At 64.1% G+C, this 16343-nt stretch carries 13 protein-coding genes; 6 read left to right on the forward strand and 7 right to left on the reverse strand.

The window, feature by feature from the left end; translation table 11 throughout:
• Nucleotides 1–12 precede the first annotated feature (12 nt).
• From WS66_RS10010 to WS66_RS10025, 4 genes are all read right to left on the reverse strand, one after another.
• Nucleotides 13–1875: a methyl-accepting chemotaxis protein gene (locus WS66_RS10010; protein WP_059601475.1), complete on the reverse strand. Its 1863-nt coding sequence runs from the start codon at nucleotides 1873–1875 to the stop codon at nucleotides 13–15.
• Between the two features lie 149 nt (nucleotides 1876–2024).
• A complete protein-coding gene (locus WS66_RS10015; protein WP_059601473.1) occupies nucleotides 2025–2702 on the reverse strand; it encodes an OmpA/MotB family protein in 678 nt (225 codons plus the stop codon).
• An 18-nt stretch (nucleotides 2703–2720) separates the two neighbouring features.
• Entirely contained in the window at nucleotides 2721–3485 is a 765-nt protein-coding gene (locus tag WS66_RS10020) for a flagellar motor protein (protein WP_059601470.1), read from the reverse strand.
• Between the two features lie 23 nt (nucleotides 3486–3508).
• Nucleotides 3509–4756 carry a Crp/Fnr family transcriptional regulator gene (locus tag WS66_RS10025; RefSeq protein WP_059601468.1) on the reverse strand — a complete coding sequence of 416 codons (1248 nt, stop codon included), beginning with the start codon at nucleotides 4754–4756 and terminating at the stop codon, nucleotides 3509–3511.
• 545 nt (nucleotides 4757–5301) lie between these two features.
• On the opposite strand from WS66_RS10025, the gene WS66_RS10030 reads away from it, so the two are divergent.
• A complete protein-coding gene (locus WS66_RS10030; RefSeq protein ID WP_236872887.1) occupies nucleotides 5302–6204 on the forward strand; it encodes a hypothetical protein in 903 nt (300 codons plus the stop codon).
• Between the two features lie 41 nt (nucleotides 6205–6245).
• On the opposite strand, the gene WS66_RS10035 is transcribed toward WS66_RS10030, so the two are convergent.
• Nucleotides 6246–7940 carry a bacteriophage N4 adsorption protein A gene (locus tag WS66_RS10035; protein WP_059601464.1) on the reverse strand — a complete coding sequence of 565 codons (1695 nt, stop codon included), beginning with the start codon at nucleotides 7938–7940 and terminating at the stop codon, nucleotides 6246–6248.
• Nucleotides 7937–9895 (reverse strand): glycosyl transferase family protein, encoded by a 1959-nt coding sequence (locus tag WS66_RS10040; RefSeq protein WP_059601462.1) that lies wholly within the window; start codon nucleotides 9893–9895, stop codon nucleotides 7937–7939. Before WS66_RS10040 ends, WS66_RS10035 begins: the two co-directional genes overlap by 4 nt.
• A gap of 591 nt (nucleotides 9896–10486) precedes the next feature.
• On the opposite strand from WS66_RS10040, the gene WS66_RS33615 reads away from it, so the two are divergent.
• The 4 genes from WS66_RS33615 (at nucleotide 10487) to WS66_RS10055 (ending at nucleotide 13899) form a co-directional block, all read left to right on the forward strand.
• Entirely contained in the window at nucleotides 10487–10624 is a 138-nt protein-coding gene (locus tag WS66_RS33615; protein ID WP_159086537.1) for a hypothetical protein, read from the forward strand.
• 283 nt (nucleotides 10625–10907) lie between these two features.
• Nucleotides 10908–11168, forward strand: coding sequence for a hypothetical protein (locus tag WS66_RS10045; protein WP_236872888.1), 261 nt, complete (start codon nucleotides 10908–10910; stop codon nucleotides 11166–11168).
• A gap of 12 nt (nucleotides 11169–11180) precedes the next feature.
• On the forward strand, nucleotides 11181–12824 hold the full coding sequence (locus WS66_RS10050; RefSeq protein ID WP_059601460.1) for a DUF2334 domain-containing protein: 1644 nt from the start codon (nucleotides 11181–11183) through the stop codon (nucleotides 12822–12824).
• A 106-nt stretch (nucleotides 12825–12930) separates the two neighbouring features.
• Entirely contained in the window at nucleotides 12931–13899 is a 969-nt protein-coding gene (locus tag WS66_RS10055) for a hypothetical protein (protein WP_059601458.1), read from the forward strand.
• 44 nt (nucleotides 13900–13943) lie between these two features.
• On the opposite strand, the gene WS66_RS10060 is transcribed toward WS66_RS10055, so the two are convergent.
• On the reverse strand, nucleotides 13944–14606 hold the full coding sequence (locus WS66_RS10060) for a glutathione S-transferase family protein (RefSeq protein WP_059601833.1): 663 nt from the start codon (nucleotides 14604–14606) through the stop codon (nucleotides 13944–13946).
• 300 nt (nucleotides 14607–14906) lie between these two features.
• Between WS66_RS10060 and WS66_RS10065 the strand changes: the two genes are divergently transcribed.
• Complete coding sequence (locus tag WS66_RS10065) at nucleotides 14907–16265, forward strand: polyhydroxyalkanoate depolymerase (protein WP_059601456.1); 1359 nt, start codon at nucleotides 14907–14909, stop codon at nucleotides 16263–16265.
• Nucleotides 16266–16343: the final 78 nt, after the last annotated feature.

Below are 16343 nucleotides of genomic sequence, written 5' to 3' on the forward strand. Positions count from 1 at the left end.
GTCGTGCGCGCTTCATTCATCAACCTTGAATGCCGATACCAGCCGCGTCAGTTCCGCCGCCTGCTGCTTCAGGCTTTCCGCTGCCGCCGCGCTTTCCTCCACCAGCGCCGCATTCTGCTGCGTCATCTGATCGAGCGACTGCACCGCGTCGCCGATCTGGTCGATGCCGGCGCTCTGTTCAAGGCTCGCCTCGGCGATCTCGCTCATCATCGCGCTGACGCCCTGCACCTGCGATACGACGTCGCTCATCACCTTCCCGGCCTCGCTGACGAGCCGCGACCCGGCGTTCACCGTCCCCGCGCTGTGCTCGATCAGCGCCTTGATCTCCTTCGCCGCCTGCGCGCTGCGCTGCGCGAGGTTGCGCACTTCCGACGCAACGACCGCGAACCCGCGTCCCTGCTCGCCGGCGCGTGCGGCCTCGACCGCCGCATTCAGCGCGAGGATGTTGGTCTGAAACGAGATGCTGTCGATCATCACGATGATCTCGGAGATCCGCTGCGACGCATCGCTGATCTGCTCCATCGTCGTCACGACTTCACCCACGACGTGCCCGCCGCGCGTCGCCGTATCGGATGCGCCGGTGATCAGCTTCGCGGCCGTCGTCGCGGTTTCGGTGTTGTTGCGCACGACCGCCGTGATTTCCTCCATCGACGAAGCCGTCCGCTCGAGGTTGCTCGACTGCCCTTCGGTCCGCTCGCTGAGGTCCGCATTGCCCGACGCGATCTGCGCGGATCCGGTCGCGATCGACGCGGACGCAGCGCGAATGCGGTGGACGAGCGTCGACAACGACGACACGAAGCGGTTGAACGCGTCCGACAGCTGGCCGATCTCGTCCTCGCTCTCGACCGTCATCCGGCGCGTCAGGTCGCCCTGGCCGCTCGCGATCTCCGACAGCAGCGTCGCCGCGCGGCGGATCGGCGCGGCGATCGCGCGTCCGACCAGCCAGATCACGATCAGCGCGACGCCGAGGCCCGCGACCGCGGCGACCAGCGCCGCACTGCGAATCGCACGCGTCACCGGGCCGAGCAGTTCGGCCTGCGGCACTTCGACGACCACATACGCATTCAGTTCCGGAATGAACGACGTCGCAATGAAGCGCGCACCGCCGTCGCCGTCGTAGCTCAGGTACGCATACGGCTTGCCGGCCAGCAGCGTCGACGACGCATCACCGGGCAGCCCCGGTTCGTCCTTCAGGAAGTGCTTGCCGTCGATCAGCGACGTATCGCGATGCATCATGATCGCGCCGTCGGGCCGCACGAGGAACGCGAACCCGGTATTGCCGATCCGGTACGCGGCGATCCCCTTCGCGAGCGCATCGACGGACAGGCTCATGCCGGTCGCGCCGACCGGCGTGCCGTCGAGTTCCACGCGGCTGTTGATGAACATCATGTAGCCGCCGGCCGTGACCTCGCGATCCATGTTCACTTCGTAGGTCTTGCCCGACGCGAGGAAGGTCGCGAGCCAGCGATCGTTGTCGGTGACCTTCCGCTGCAGGCCGGCCTCGTTGTAGTAGTTGCCGCTCTTCACCGACACCCACTGCACGGACGCCGCCTTCTGCTCGTCCTTCACGTTCCTCGCCAGCTCGGTCCAGCTGCGCGTGCCGGCGTCGGGCTCGCCGTCGGCTTCCCATTGCAGCAGGAACGCATCGCGCGCGAGGACGCGCGACGCGGCGATCGGCCCGGCCATCTGCCGCTGCACGTCGGCGCGGATGCCGCTCACGGCCGTCGGCAGCTCTTCGCGGACGACGCGATCGCGCACGGCGTTGCCGATCAGGCGGACACTCAACCCGCTCGAGATCGCGACGAACACGAGCAGGCAGCTCGTCATGCTGAGAACCAGCTTGTTCTGAATGGACAGCGTGCGCCAGAAATGCATGGGGAACCCTCGATAACCGCTCGGTCTGAGCCAGCTTGGGTTATCGGCAGGCGCGCGCGGAATCGCATCGCCGGGTTCACATGTTCGTCATGCGGGATCCGATATGTCGTTGACGGATAACCGTCGCGCGCCTGTCGAGGCTCGCACGCTCAATACGCGACGAAGATCGTCACGCGCCGGTTGCGCGCCCGCGCGGCCGCATCGTCGCCCGCGACGAGCGGCTGCGTATCGGCCCGCCCGATCGCGGCGAGCCGGTGAGGTGCGACGCCGCGATCGGCCAGATAGCGCACCACGCTGCCCGCCCGCGCGGACGACAGCTCCCAGTTCGATTCGTATTTCGCATTCGCGATCGGCACGCTGTCGGTGTGCCCTTCGACGAGAATGTCGCCGGTCGCATGCTCGCTCAGCGCCTGCGCGATCTGGCTCAGCACCGGCGTCGCATCGGACAGCAAACGTGCATCGCCGACGTTGAACAGGACCTTCGCGTCGATGCCGATCTCGATGCCGTGCGGCGCGCGCACAAGCGAGATGCGCCCGTTCGACTTCAGCGCGTCGAGCGATGCCAGCCATGCGGGGGCACGCTCGGGCATCGCTGCGCCCGGCGCGCTCGCAGTCCCGCTGTCGTGCCGCGCGAGCGTCTGATAGCGCGCGTCGAGCGCGTTGTATTTCGCGAGCTGCAGCACGTACAGCGCGAGAAACAGAACCATCAGCGTCGTGATGAGATCCGCGTAGGAAATCAGCCAGCGTCCGGACTGCGTGCCTTCGGCTTCGTCGTCGCGATCGGCGGCGGCCGAGCCCGCCCGCGCGCCGTCAGTTCGAGCGGTCATGTCGAAGCTCCCGGTGCGTCATGCGAGGGACTCCGCCGCGCGGCCGCGCACGTCGCCGGTCAGCCGCGTCTCGATCGTATGCGGCGATTCCTTGCGCGAGATCGCGAGCAGCCCGTCGAGATAGAGCTTGCGGAAACGCAATTCGCTGTCGATCTGCGCGCGCAGCTTGCCGTAGAGCGGCAGAAACACGAGGTTCGCAAACGCAAGGCCGTAGAGCGTCGCGATGAACGCGACCGCGATGCCCGGCCCGAGCTGCGCCGGTTCGAGAATGTGGCTCGTCACCTGGACCAGCCCGAGCACCGAGCCGAGAATGCCGAATGTCGGCGCATAACCGCCGGCCTGGTGCCACACGCGCGCGGCCGCGAGCCGGCTGCGCTCGTATGCGTCGAGCTCGCGGTGCAGCGCGTCCTCGAGCACGGCGGTCGACACGCCGTTCGCGAGCAGTTCGAGCCCGCGCCGCGCGAACGGATGGATGCCGCTCACGTCCATCGACTCGAAGGCGAGCAACCCGTCGAGCTTCGCGCGATCGCCCCACTCCAGCAGGTCGGTCAGGTCCTTGCGGTCGACTTCCTGCGCACGCACGAACGCGAGTCGCAACTGTTTCACCGCATCGAAGAACCGCGCCCACGTGTTCTGGATCATCACCGCGCCGAGCGTACCGCCGAGCACGATCACGAGCGCCTCGAACTGGAACAGCGTCGAAAAATGTCCGCCTTCCAGGGCGAAGCCGAACACGATGGCCGCGCCGCCGAGCAGCACGCCGGCCAGGGTCAACAAGTCCATAGGTGTCTCCGTCGGGTCGCGCGTCACGCGTCGGATGAAGCCAGCGGCATGGGCGCCGCACCTGCCGCCGGCGCCTTGGCCGCACGCACGGCATCGAGCACGCGCCGTTCGATCTCTTCGATCTCGATCGGGTCGAGCTTCAGCTCACGGCGCATCACCCACGACACCTCGTTGCGCCGCGCTTCCGTCATCACGGAGAACAACTTGTCGGCCACCGCGCGATCGTCGAGGCTCGCGATCAGCTTTGCGAGATCGTAGGTATCGAATGCGCTGATCACGTCGAACAGCGTTCGCTGATCGACCCACACGATATCCTCGAGCGCACGCACGTCGCCGCCGGCGCGCGGGCTGCGCCGCGAGAAATACGCAACGCCTTTCTGCTCGACGTAACCGAGCACTTTCGACTTGCGGAACGCGAACACCTCGTCGGCGATCTCGCCGTGCGACAGTTTGTTGAGCAGCAACTTCCGGTCGACGCCGATCAGCGCCTCGAGATCGGCCAGTTCGATCAGTTCGAGCTCGCTGTTGATCGACAGGTCGAGATCGTGATCGGCGACCTGCTGCGCGCGATCGACCACGCGCGCGGCATCGAACGTGACGACCTGGCGCGCATCCGATGACGCCGTGTAATCGGCCGCGCCGCCGGCATGGTCGGCCTGCGCGGCTTCGATCGTGACGAGATTGAGCTTCTCCATGCGGCGCAGCATCGCAAGCACGTGCGGGCGCGAATGGCCGGCGATCGCGCGACAGCGGCGAATCACGTCCGCGAGCGGCACCGATGCCTCGGCCGCTTGCGCCTGCATCGGCCGCCGCGACCACGCGTCGTCCGCGCCGCGCGTGTCGGCGCCCGCCATGAGCGACAGCACATGCGCGTACGACAGCACGCCCGGCATGAAGTCCGCGTGCGTATAGGTCGCGAGCTGGTCGTCCTTGCGCTTCACGCGCCGGATCATCGTGCGCACGATATGCCGCAGCAGCGCGGACACGTGCTCGATTTCCTCGTCGAGCAGCGCGGCCGGCACGACCGTGAGCTGGCAGAACGACAGCGCCTTTGCGGTATGCGCGCGCGGCTCGGATGCCAGCAGCGCCGATTCGCCGAAGAACTCACCGCGCCCGAGCGTGGCGACGACGACGCGCTTGTCTTCGCAGCGCGTCGACAGCTCGACCTTGCCGTCGGCGATCAGAAAAATGACGGGCTCGCCGGCGAAGCCCTCCGAATAGATGATTTCGCCGGGCGCGGCCGTGCGCGTCCAAGCTTGCTGACGGTTCAAGTCGATTCCCCTGCTGCGCTGGTTGTTGCGGACTGCGCGTCGCATGTCGCATGCATGCGATCGACAGTCATCCCCGTGCCCGCTTAACGTCATCGGGACCAGCATCCTTTAGGGAATTCGCGCTCGTTTTCATCGCAAATCAAGGTGAAACGTTTGCGACCGGACGCGCTTCGTCGGAAGATTCCATTCGATGCATCTGCAACCGTGCGCCGCCGATCGACAGCACGGCGATGGCCGTGCGGCGCGTGAGGCGCGCAAGGCGCAACCGCGCAGCGACGGAGCCTCCCGTTCAGCTGGCCAACCGGCCGGATCGGTGTCGCCGGCATTCGTTTCGGGATGCTGCCTTTATCTTGCCGCAGCCTGCGGACGCGGCTTCTCCAGCGCATTATCCGGCCCCTTTATACCCCATATCATCCGATAATTACCTTTTATTTTCGTCTAAAATCCCGCTTCTTCTTACTTTAGGACGGAATGAAGTTTTGATTAAACTGACGAAAACTATCTCGCGCACGGCCATTGCCGCATGCGTTGCTTATGCCGGGCTGATGCCCCTGTCCCAATCCGCCAGCGCCCAGGTCGAACCGCTGAAGAATCCGGTCTACGGCGTTACGCTCGACGATCTGACGAAGCTGAATGCGATCATCGCGTCGCTGCAGAACCTGCCGTACCGGCCGACCGTGCGCGTCGTGTTCGATCCGGGCACGTCGGCCGCCGACTACTACGCGCCGCTGCTACGCCTGCACGCCGTCGCGTACGTGATGGGCGAGGTCTACGATTCTTACTATTTCCCGACGGATCTCGCGACTTACAAGGCGCGAACGCAGGAACTCGTGTCGCAGTTGAAGAACACGGTCGACGTGTGGGAGATCGCCAACGAAATCAACGGCGAATGGCTGCGCCCCAATCCGAGCGGCTCGAACACCACGGTCAATTCGCAGGAGCAGCAGATCGGCCAGATGGTCGCCGCGGCCAACACGATCGTCAAATCGAACGGTGGCAAGACCGCGATCACGCTGTACTACAACGACGACAGCAAGGGCAACAACTGCTGGGAGAAGCCGCAGGATTACTGGAAGACCTGGCCGACGGCTTTCCTGCCGGCCACGGTGCGCCAACAGGCCGACTACGCGCTGTTCAGCTACTACCCGTATCAGGATTGCCCGGGGCTCAATCCGTCGTGGAATAGCGATTTCGCGGCACTGGAAAGCATCTTCCCGAACGCGAAGGTCGGCTTCGGCGAAATCGGCACATCGGAAATTTCCGCGCCTGCGTCGGTGCAGCAGAATCTGATCAAGACCTATTACCCGATGGTCAACAGCATGACCGATCCGCGTTTCATCGGTGGATTCTTCTGGTGGAACTACGTCGAGCAGATGGTCCCGTATTCCACAAGCTCGTACTTCCAGCTGTTGCGTCAAACCATCATCACGCTGAAGTCGCCCAACTGATCGGGCTCATCCGCAAGTCGTTCCAGCGTCAGCGCAGTCGGTCAGAACCATAATGTCGCGCGTACCACGAGACCACGTGCGCGTGCCGCTGACGTCAACGGAAAACGATATTGCACCGTCACGTCGAGATAGCTCGCCGGCGCGGTATACCTGCCTTCGCGAAACCAGTACCTGATCTGGACGCCGGGCCCCGCACCGATTGCCGTCTCGTCCGGCTGACGATTGTCGTGATCGCCTGCCACCGCGACGTGCGGGTAGATGGTCAGCCGGTCGCTGAGCGCCGACAGACGCCACGTATGCCCGTAGCGCAGTTCCGAATAGATGATGTAGCGGCCCGCCTTGATGAAATACGCCCCCTCGACATAAGCCTGCCAGCTCCGCCAGCTCGGTTCGGTCACCCGCAGATCGGTGCCCGCCTCCGACGAATAGCCCAGGCGCATCAGCCAGTCCGTCATCGACAGGCTGCCGACATGGAACAGCCGCTCGGCGGTCACCACCACGTTCTGGTCAGGTATCGGCTTGTAGCGCGCACCCACCGACCCTTGCACGGTCGGCATGCCGGTCACGTTGCCGCTGCCGTCGTAGGCCGTGCCATATCCGCGCACGAAGAACTGGAAAATACGGCCGTTCTGATAGCCGATCTTCGGCGGCTGCCAGTACACCTCCACACCCGGCTGGAGCACGTTGATGGTGCCTTGCGGGCCGAACGCGGCCGACTGGTATGGCGCACTCAGCACGAAACCCCAGGTGCGCTCCAGCTGTTCGACTTCCCGCCGATAGCCGAACTTGCGCTGCGTATCGAACGCGTGTTCGTTTTCATCGGCATCGAGACTGCGTTCAAACAGCTGGACGGATTGCTCGTTCAATCCGATCCGCTTGGCGGTATAGCCGGCGTCCGCGTAGTTCATCGCGTTGCCGGCGCCGCCGGCGAAACCCTCCTGAAATGCGTCTAGCGCCTCGCGATCCTTGTGTTCGCGCACGAGGTCATAGGCGTGCTGCAGCTTCTGCTGGGCGCTATCGTCGATCGGCGTCTGCGGCGGCGGATCGACTTGCCGCGCCTGCGCCGCGATCGACGCAGCCATGTTGCGTTCCGCATCCGTCGATGCATCGCTCGCCGCCAGCTCCGCCATGCGGATGGCGCTTTCGCGATCGCCGGCCTGCAGGCTCAGTTGCGCGATGCGCACTTGGATCACGGCCGATTTTTCATCGGCCAGCGGCACCAGTGCAACGCCAGCTTCATGCGGGCGATTGGCCGCGAGCGCGCTGTCCGACCATGCGAGACGCAAGTTGCGCTGCTGCTCGCTGCTCCATTTTCCGGTCGCGACGGCGGCCGAGAAATCGCGGCACGCAACGTCGTAGCGCATCTGCCGCTGCGCCAGGTAGCCATGCTGCGCCAGCACCGTCGGGCTCGCCGGAAAACGGACGCTCAGCGATTCCAGCATCGCGTCCGCTTCGTCGACTTTTCCTTCGCGCCGGTACACATCCGCGAGCAGCAGCCCGAGCTGCTCGCTCCCCGGCTGAATCTTGACGGCGCGCGACGCATACGCTTCCGCGCGCGGCAGGTCGCCGGCATTGATCGCCTTGTATGCGCCGTCGGCGAGCCGGTAGGCCTTGGCGGTAAGGTGCTGGGCGGCGGATGCCGGCACCTGCCAGGCGAGCGACATGGCGAGGGCCAGGGCACTCAGCCGTGCGCACCGCGTGAGGCCGGCCGGGATCGGACGTGTCGAGCGCTTCATGCCTGTTCTCCCGACGGCCTTTTGGCCGGAGATGCCGGCGGCGTCCCGTCGTCGCCGTCGCGCAGCCGGGCGATGTCGACGAAGCGCGAGTGCCGCGCGAGTTCGGCGGCAATCTCGGTATCGCAAGCGATGAAATAGGCGACGTTCGATCTGGCACCGCGCCGCACGACGTCCTGTTCGTCCTGCGTGAGCGGGCGCCCGACCGCAACATTGAGTGTCCCGTCGTCCGCGGTCGAAAACGGGACGGCGCGATACGCATACTGCAGTTCGAAGGCCAGCGAATCCGCAAAATGGCCTACCGCGACGTTGCCCAGGCTCACGCGCGGCAGGTCCGCCTGCTCGGCGATCGCGTCGGCCAGCGATTCGGTGGAAAGCGCGCCGCATTCGAGCAACAGTTCGCCCAGCCGCTTGCCGCATGTCAGTTGTTTCTCGAGCCCTGCTTGCAACTGCTCCAGAGAAACCACGCCCCAACCGACCAGGATCTCGCCGATCTTGCGCCGCGCCTTTCCGAGTTCTTCGTTCGACAGATAGGTATGACTGGTCTTGTCCCACGCGATCGGCCTGCCGCTCACGAGGTGGCCGACATAGATGCGCCACGCGCGGCTCACCGCGCAGAAATTGATCAGGTTGTTCACGAACATCCTGGGGATCGACAACAACCCCTGGAGTGGCCCATTCAACTTGCTGACGAAGTGGAAGCGCTGACCGGCGCGGGCGAACAGCATGACGGTGTTGATCCAAAGCAGCGGCGTCACCCATGCACCGGCCATCAACACGTGGGTGCCGGCGGGGATGATGTGGCCGCTTTTCTGAAGGACGGCAAGCAACACGAAATTGAGCAGCACGCCGTAGGCAACCACTGAAAACAGCGACGTCAAGATGCCTTTTCGATCGTGGAAGAACATGTAGCGGGTGAGGAGGTCGCCCTTCCAGCCGAGCTGCTCCCAGCCCTGGAAGGCGATGCCGAGGATCCAGCGCGCTCGCTGCCGGTAAGCGGTGCGAAACGTCTTCGGGAAATATTCGCGCGTGGCCAGCAGGTTTCGATTGTCCGCGTCGGACCCCGCGCGCTCACCGCCATCATCGCGCACGAGGCCCGAGAGCGGAAAGCAGGCAAACATTTCCTTCATGCCGAGATCTCTCAACCGGAAGCTGAAGTCGTAGTCCTCGGTCAGCGAACTCGTGTTGAACGGGCAACCGTCGCGCTCCGTCATCGCCGCTTCGATCGAACGCCGGCTATAGCACGATGCAACGCCCGCGCCCGGCACCACGCCGGTCAAGCGGGCGCGCACCGGCACGTCCTTCTGGTGCGTTTCACTGAAATCGTCGAGGTAGCAGCCGGCGACGAACTCGTTCCATTTTCGCGGCAAGGACAGAACCGGGAGCTGGACCAGATCGCTTTCCGCTACCGCATGATTGAGGTACTTGAGTTCGACCGGATGAATGACGTCTTCGCAGTCGTGCATGACAACGCCCGCGAACCGGACGTGATGGACTTCTTCGTAGCGCAGGATGGTTTCGATGATCCAGTTCAGGCAATCGGCCTTGCAGGTCGGCCCATCGTTCATGACCGTTGCGCGCGTCACCCTGCCCGGATACCGGCGGACCATCCGCTCGACTTCCGCCGTGGTTTCAGCGTCGTTGTGGTAGGTGCCGACGAAGATGACGTAGCGCTCGTACTCGAGAGTCGCCAGCGTGTTCTCGATCATCTTGGCAATCACGTCATACTCTTTCCACGCCGGCACCATGAGTGCCAGATGGCGCTCGTCCAGCGCGCGCAGCATGCCGATATCGACAGTCTGCGATTTCTCGCGTCGCAAGATTCGACCGAGTTCAAACGACCAGTAGCAGGCATCCAGCGTGAGGTCATCCAGCGTGCTGACCAGGATGACGATGGCGGTCACAATGGCGACAATGTTGAGCGCATATAAATACGTACTCCATATCATATTATCCATCACTTTTTTCCGCGTTCGTTTCTTGTTCGTGCTTCCTCTCCGCCGCACCAACGTAAGACGAATCTCGCCCGTCCCCGTCGACCCCGTCACGTCCACTTCGTGGCCAGCGCCACATCGACTCCTGTCGCACCCAAAAGACTCGGTGACGCATCGAGCGTTATTGATACGACCACGTAACATCAGTAAAAATGCAACGTGTTCAGTGGATGACTTTTGACAGCCGGTTTCCCTCGCTTGCTTGCCTGCGCCCCTGCATTCGCCGACGCTTGCAGCCGTTTCCGATCCGGCGCCGCGCAGTGCGCCCCGTGCGCCGCCTTCCCCTCGCACAGCTCTTCAAGCAAGTCGTGCGCCATCGTCGCGCCACCCTTGGCCTTCGGAGGCCTGGCGCGGGCGTCGCGCGATTGCCGAATCGAATCCGGTCCAAACGTTTCAGTGCTGAAACACGCTGTCGAGCCAACCGATGAACGCACGATGGCCGGTCGAACACCGCGCTCTGGTTGCCGAGATCGGCGCGGCATCACGCGGTTCGGCAGCCAGTGACCGGAATGAGCGTCGTCCAACGAAACGATCCGGTATCCGAATCTCTGTTGCATGTGCAAGCTGGCCGGCCCGATTTCCGCGTTGCAGTATGCGGCGCGCAGCGCGCAACTGGTTTTCCCTGAATCGTCCGAACAAGCTCGACGAATTCGCTGGACGGAATACGCGACAGCGGCCGCGTTGCATGCGTGAAACGTTTATCGAAACAAATTTCAGACAGTCGAGACGTGCCGATTTCGGCGTGTCGGCCTGGTGCTCATTTGCGGCGGATGGTACGGATTTAGCTTGAATACAGGACGATCCGGTTGCGTATTTTCATCCGGTACCAAGCGCGCAAAAGAAACGACATAACACCCCGATTCTGAATGCTGAATGGCACTTCGGCAGGCTCGTTTCGTAAACGAGATGAACTCAATTTGCATATCAAAGGATGAACATCATGCCTTCGCATCGCAATCAATCTTTTCGAAACGGGTTGAGCGCCGTCGGGCTACTCGTCGCGTTGGCCCCCGCGCTCGTCGTCATCGGCGCGACGCAGGAAGCGAGTGCGCAGCAGACGAACCAGTCGTCGACCGGCAAGATCAAGCCGCCGCCGCTGCCGATCGGCTCCGCCCAGGCCAATGTGAAGGCCGGCATGTCCGACGAGGATTGGGACAAGGCATACAAAGAGACGGGGCGCCCCAAGTTCAACAGGAAGCTCGTCAAGAAGAACAACGGCAACGTTGAACGTGACTAGGGAGAAACGGCCATGAAGAAGATCTTGATCGTCATAGCACTGCTTGCCGGACTCGCGCAAATGACGTTGCCGGGCACGGCACACGCGCAGGCCACCACCGCCCATACGCTCGTGCTGTACGACAACCCGTCGAACGACCCGTATTCGAAGCTCGGCCTGATGTACAGCATCATGTTGAGGAACCTGCTCGGCCACTTCAATACGACGGTCGACATGGTGCCGATACAGAACTACACGGCCGGCATGATCGGCAGCCACGATGCCACGTTCTACATCGGCGACTACTACAACAATCCGATTCCGGCGGCGTTCATGAGCGACGTGATGACCGCCACGAAGACCGTCGTCTGGTTCAAGTACAACCTGTGGCAGCTCGCCTGGAACACGGCCTATACGTTCAACCAGACCTTCGGGTTCAGCTTCCTGGGCCTTGCCGGGATGAACGCGACGCCTTCGTCGAGCAATCCGAACCCCGGCTTCTACGACACGGTCACGTACAAGAACCTGTCGATGGTCAAGTACTACGCATATAACGCATCGACGGGCGCCATCGAAGCGGACCCCGATGTCGGACTGACCCAGGTCGTCGACACCACCAAGGCGCAAGTGCTCGTCACCATGAAGAACAGCCAGAGCGGCGCCACCACGCCGTATATCGTTCGCTCGGGCAAGCTCTGGTATTTCGCGGACGTACCGTTCTCGTACATCGGCCCGACGGATCGTTACCTGGTGATCTGCGACATCCTGCACGACATCCTGCAGACCAATGCACCGGTGAATCACCGTGCGCTCGTTCGTCTCGAGGATCTCGACGCATATACGACGACGAGTTCGATGAAACAGCTGACGGACTACCTGCACTCGAAGAAGATCAAGTTCACGATGGCGACCATCCCGCTATATACCGATCCGAACGGGTATTACAACGGCGGCGTTTCCGAGACGATTCACCTCGCGCAGGCAACGGGCCTCAAGAGTGCGCTGAACTATGCACTCTTGCGCGGCGGCTCGATCGTGATGCACGGCTACACGCACCAGTACGACTCGACACCGAACCTTCTGACCGCAGTCAGCGGCAGCGACTTTGAGTTCTGGTATGCGGTGCAGAATCGTCCGGTCGACGAGGACTCCGTGCAGTGGGCGAAAGGCAGAATGGCCGACGGCCTGCTCGAGTTCACGCTCAACGGCTACAAGATAGTCGGCTGGGCTGCGCCGCAGTACCAAATGTCGCCGAACGCAGCGGCGGCCACGGCGCAGACCTTCCCGACCACGTTCCAGCGGGCCGTCTACTACACGTCGACCAATCCGCAACTCGGGACGGGAGCGGCCAACCAGGACTTTTCGGCCGGGCAGTTCTTCCCGTACATCATCAATTCCGATTACTACGGAGAGCGAATCATTCCGGAGAACCTGGGCAGCATCCAGTACAACATCTGCAATATCGACCCGTTCTCGTGCATCTCGTACACATGGCAGCAACTCGTCACCAACGCGCAGTACGGCCTGGCGGTGCGGGACGGCTTCGCGTCGTTCTTCTTCCACCCGTACTGGCTCGAGCCCGATCTCAAATTGCCGGCCTACAAGGACTTCCAGAGTCTGATCACCGGCATTACGAACCTCGGTTATACGTGGGTGGACGGCACGACGGCGAAGTGACACGCGCCGGCGAAAGCCTCGTGCGACCCGCTGCGGTGATGCGGGTCGCACATTTGCATGGGGTCGGCTACGATGACGCGCGGGAACGCTCCCGGGGGAGGCAGCGATGATCACGTACGCCATCCGGGCCTTGCGCGGCATTCGACAGCGTATGGACCGGTTCCGGCGCGCAAGCCGGGCGCACCGGCGCTCGCCCGCGCCGCATGCGTCGCGCACGGCGACGCTCGTGACCATCGGCGCGTCGCTCGTCATGGCCGCGTGTAGCTGGACGCCACACGACGTGCAGGCCGACGGCATCGTCTGGCAGGTGGACAACGCGACGACCCGTCCGGTCGGGAACTGGCAGATGCTCGGCGTACACGATCTGTTGATCCAGTGGAGCGTCGTCGACGACACCGCGTACGTACCCGGCACGGGCATCCGCTCCGCGGCGCAGCTTCCGGACTGGGCCCGCATCGGCCGCGAGCCGTGGGCCGAAAACGTCATTCTGGGCCTGGCCGGCTATCAGGACGAAAAGCGGGCGCGTACCCATCTGTCGACACTGGCGGACCAGTCAGCGCAAGTGGCACGCGCGCACGTTCCGCTGCATGTCACCGGCTACTACTTCCCGGTCGAAATCGATCCGACCTGGCAGGATGCGCCCAGGCTCGTCGAGATCCTGAAGCGGCTGCCGCGGCCGCTGTGGGTGAGCGTGTACGACCAGACCAATATCGGCGGGAAAGCGCTGGCCGACTGGCTCTCATCCTGGCTTCCTCCGGACGTCGGCGTATTCTTCCAGGACGGTTGCGGCGTCTATGCGCGCGAACCGTACGTCGCGCGCACCTACGCCGACGAGCTGGCCTCGCGCCTGGGGAAACGACGTGTACGGGTGATCGCGGAAGCCTTCCGGCCCGGCGAGCACGGTGGATTCCGGCCGGCCACCGCCGAGGAACTGGGCAAGCAGCTGGCGGCTTACCGGGGCTATCAGGTCTATCTGTTCGACGGTCCGCACTATGTGTCGGACAATCTCACCCGAGCACTCGTCACCGGCACGCCCAGGCCGCCCGCATCCGGGCCCGCCGCAACGACGCCCTGACGATCCTGCCGCGCCTGGCTCAGGGAACGAAAGTGCGTCGCGCGTCAGAACTCCATGTCCAGTTCGTCGATGTCTTCCTGCTCTGCTTTCGCGGCATCGATCCACTCCGCGACGAACGGATGCGCGAGGATCCGCATGCAGTATTCGGCGATATCGGGTTCGAGTTTCACGTCGTAGGTCAGGAATCGCGTGACGACCGGCGCGTACATCGCATCGGCGACACCGATCCGCTCGCCGAACAGCCAGGGGCCGCCGTATGCGGCCAGACAATCGCGCCAGATCGTCACGATGCGTTCGATGTCGTGCTGCGCACGCGACCAAATCCGGAAACCGGGAAAATGCGCGCGCAGGTTCATCGGCAGCGCGGAGCGCAGCGCGCTGAAACCGGAATGCATCTCGCCGCAGATCGACCGGCAATGCGCGCGCGCATGCCGGTCGTCGGGCAACAGTTGCGCCTGCGGCCGGATCTCGTTCAGATATTCGGCGATCGCAAGCGTGTCCCACACCCTGCTGCCGTCGTGCGTCAGGCACGGCACGAGGATCGACGGCGACAGCAGCAGCAGTTCCGCGCGCGATGCCGCGTCGATCGGCGCGCTGACGGTCTCGAACACGAGCCCGCTCAACCTCGCGAGCAGCCAGCCGCGCATCGACCACGACGAGTAGTTGCGGCTGCTGATGGTCAACGTCGTCCGTCCGGTAGCATCCATGTCGCTCTCCTGCTGATTGCCGTTCGTGCCCCTGCACCGAAAGCGCGCCGCGCCACGCGAACCGCACCACGCCAGTGCGGCGCGTTCGCCGAACTGGCGCACCGCCGCACGGTGTGGCGGCACGGCCGTTACCCCGAACCGCTGCAGTTGCGCGTGGCGTTCGGTCGTCCGGCTGCACGGAGCCACATGGGTCGCCGTGTGAATCGCCGTGTTTGCGAACCGCGTGCAACGCGCGTGCCAGCCGCATGCTGGCATACGGCTTGCCTCGCTCCATGCAACGTGACGCAACGAGCGACGACCATGAACCTGCTTGCCTATCCGTTCTACCAATGGTCTGCCGAATGCCTGCGTCCGGCGCGCGCATGGGCGGCCGCCACACGCGCGACGATGTCGATGTGGCCGCCCGCCACGTCGACGCCGACGGGCCGCATGGTCGACGCGCTGTGCGAACTGCTCGAATGCTGCGCGTTCTCGCACCGGCGCCCGCCGTTCGGCATCGCGTCGGTCGTCGTCGACGGCGAATCGGTGCCGATCGTCGAGGAAGCCGCGGCGGCCACGCCGTTCGGCACGCTGCTGCATTTCCGCAAGGCGCGGCCGGTTGCGCGCCAGCCGCGGGTGCTGATCGTCGCGCCGATGTCCGGGCATTTCGCGACGCTGCTGCGCGGCACCGTCGACACGATGCTGGCCGATCACGACGTGTACATCACCGACTGGCACAACCCGCGAGACATCCCGCTTTCGGCCGGGCGTTTCGGCTTCGACGAATACGTCGGGCACGTGATCGATTTCATTCACCAGATCGGCCCGGACGCGCACGTGCTCGCGATCTGCCAGCCGACCGTCGCCGCGCTGTCGGCAGTCGCGCTGATGGCCGCCGGCGGAGATCCGACCCAACCCGCGAGCCTGACGCTCATGGCGGGGCCGATCGACTGCCGCGTGAATCCGACGAAAGTCAATGCGCTCGCCACGAGCCGGCCGATCGAATGGTTCGCGCGCAACCTGATCAGTGTCGTGCCGCCGGGCTTCGTCGGCGCGCAGCGTTGCGTGTATCCGGGCTTCGTGCAGGTCGGCGCGTTCATGTCGATGAATCCCGATCGCCATGCCGCTTCGTTTGCCGACCTCTACTACGAGCGTGCGAAAGGCGACTTGGCGAAAGCCGACACGCTGCGCCACTTCTATGACGAATACTTCGCGACGGCCGATCTCACCGCGGAGTTCTATCTGGAAACGGTCGAGAAAGTATTCCAGCAATACGCGCTCGCGCGCGGCGAACTGATGGTCGGCGACCGGCTGGTGGAACCGGCGGCGATCCACCGCACCGCGCTGCTGACGATCGAGGGCGAGAAGGACGACATCTGCGCCGTGGGCCAGACAGTGGCCGCGCAGGAGCTGTGTTCGGGATTGCCGCCTTACCTGAAAACGCACCACGTGCAGACGGGCGTGGGTCACTATGGCGTGTTCAACGGCAGCCGTTGGGAAACGCAGATCTATCCGATCGTACGTGCGACGATCCATGACAACGAACCGTACGATCGCAGCGCCGATACGGACGGCGGAGCGAGCGGCGCGCACTACGTGACGCTGCGGTCATTGCTCGACGCGCGCGCGGCCGATCACGATGCGGCGGCGACCGCGACGCAATCCGATCGCGTGCACTGAACGCGCGCGGTACGGCAGCGATGTACGCGGCACATCGGCGCTGCAAACGAATCGCCCCGCACGGATGGCGGGGCGCGA

The organism is Burkholderia sp. LA-2-3-30-S1-D2, assembly GCF_001523915.2.
GTDB classification, from domain to species: Bacteria; Pseudomonadota; Gammaproteobacteria; order Burkholderiales; family Burkholderiaceae; genus Burkholderia; species Burkholderia diffusa.

What these genes read in the sequence shown, in the direction of transcription:
- WS66_RS10060 (WP_059601833.1), bottom strand. Translation starts at nt 14,606, where the DNA reads ATGGATGCTACCGGACGGACGACGTTGACCATCAGCAGCCGCAACTAC.
- WS66_RS33615 (WP_159086537.1), top strand. Translation starts at nt 10,487, where the DNA reads ATGTGCAAGCTGGCCGGCCCGATTTCCGCGTTGCAGTATGCGGCGCGC.
- WS66_RS10010 (WP_059601475.1), bottom strand. Translation starts at nt 1,875, where the DNA reads ATGCATTTCTGGCGCACGCTGTCCATTCAGAACAAGCTGGTTCTCAGC.
- WS66_RS10015 (WP_059601473.1), bottom strand. Translation starts at nt 2,702, where the DNA reads ATGACCGCTCGAACTGACGGCGCGCGGGCGGGCTCGGCCGCCGCCGAT.
- WS66_RS10050 (WP_059601460.1), top strand. Translation starts at nt 11,181, where the DNA reads ATGAAGAAGATCTTGATCGTCATAGCACTGCTTGCCGGACTCGCGCAA.
- WS66_RS10065 (WP_059601456.1), top strand. Translation starts at nt 14,907, where the DNA reads ATGAACCTGCTTGCCTATCCGTTCTACCAATGGTCTGCCGAATGCCTG.
- WS66_RS10030 (WP_236872887.1), top strand. Translation starts at nt 5,302, where the DNA reads ATGCCCCTGTCCCAATCCGCCAGCGCCCAGGTCGAACCGCTGAAGAAT.
- WS66_RS10040 (WP_059601462.1), bottom strand. Translation starts at nt 9,895, where the DNA reads ATGGATAATATGATATGGAGTACGTATTTATATGCGCTCAACATTGTC.
- WS66_RS10020 (WP_059601470.1), bottom strand. Translation starts at nt 3,485, where the DNA reads ATGGACTTGTTGACCCTGGCCGGCGTGCTGCTCGGCGGCGCGGCCATC.
- WS66_RS10055 (WP_059601458.1), top strand. Translation starts at nt 12,931, where the DNA reads ATGATCACGTACGCCATCCGGGCCTTGCGCGGCATTCGACAGCGTATG.
- WS66_RS10035 (WP_059601464.1), bottom strand. Translation starts at nt 7,940, where the DNA reads ATGAAGCGCTCGACACGTCCGATCCCGGCCGGCCTCACGCGGTGCGCA.